The sequence below is a fragment of the Carboxylicivirga sp. M1479 genome (assembly GCF_007097485.1).
Classification (GTDB): domain Bacteria; phylum Bacteroidota; class Bacteroidia; order Bacteroidales; family Marinilabiliaceae; genus Carboxylicivirga.
Genome location: NZ_VKDE01000124.1, coordinates 1 through 281, shown reverse-complemented (window position 1 = coordinate 281; position 281 = coordinate 1). Strand labels below are relative to the sequence as shown.

At 35.6% G+C, this 281-nt stretch carries 1 protein-coding gene; it reads right to left on the bottom strand.

Annotation, left to right across the window (positions count from 1 at the left end; all coding sequences use genetic code 11):
* Positions 1 to 281: IS1595 family transposase (locus tag FNN09_RS21015; RefSeq protein ID WP_143304445.1), on the bottom strand; the 281-nt coding region annotated here is incomplete at both ends.

The following is a 281-nucleotide window of genomic DNA, read 5'->3' as shown; positions in this document are numbered from 1 at the left end:
TATTCATCCAAATAATAACCCAGCTTATTTTTATTCAAATAGCTTTGATGTGTTCCTAGTAACCATCTTTTAAGCAACGAAGCTATACGATGGACATTTGGCAATACTTTTTCATCCTCTTCCTTAACTACTGCACTTTGCATTTTGTGTATATAGCCCAGTTTTTCTAATCCTGAATAGCTCGGCCAACCATCAGTAATGACTGTTGATGTTGGTTCAATGTTCTTTTTAATAAATTCTGTTAAGCTTTTCCCCGATGCATCCTGTATCTTTTCCAGTCG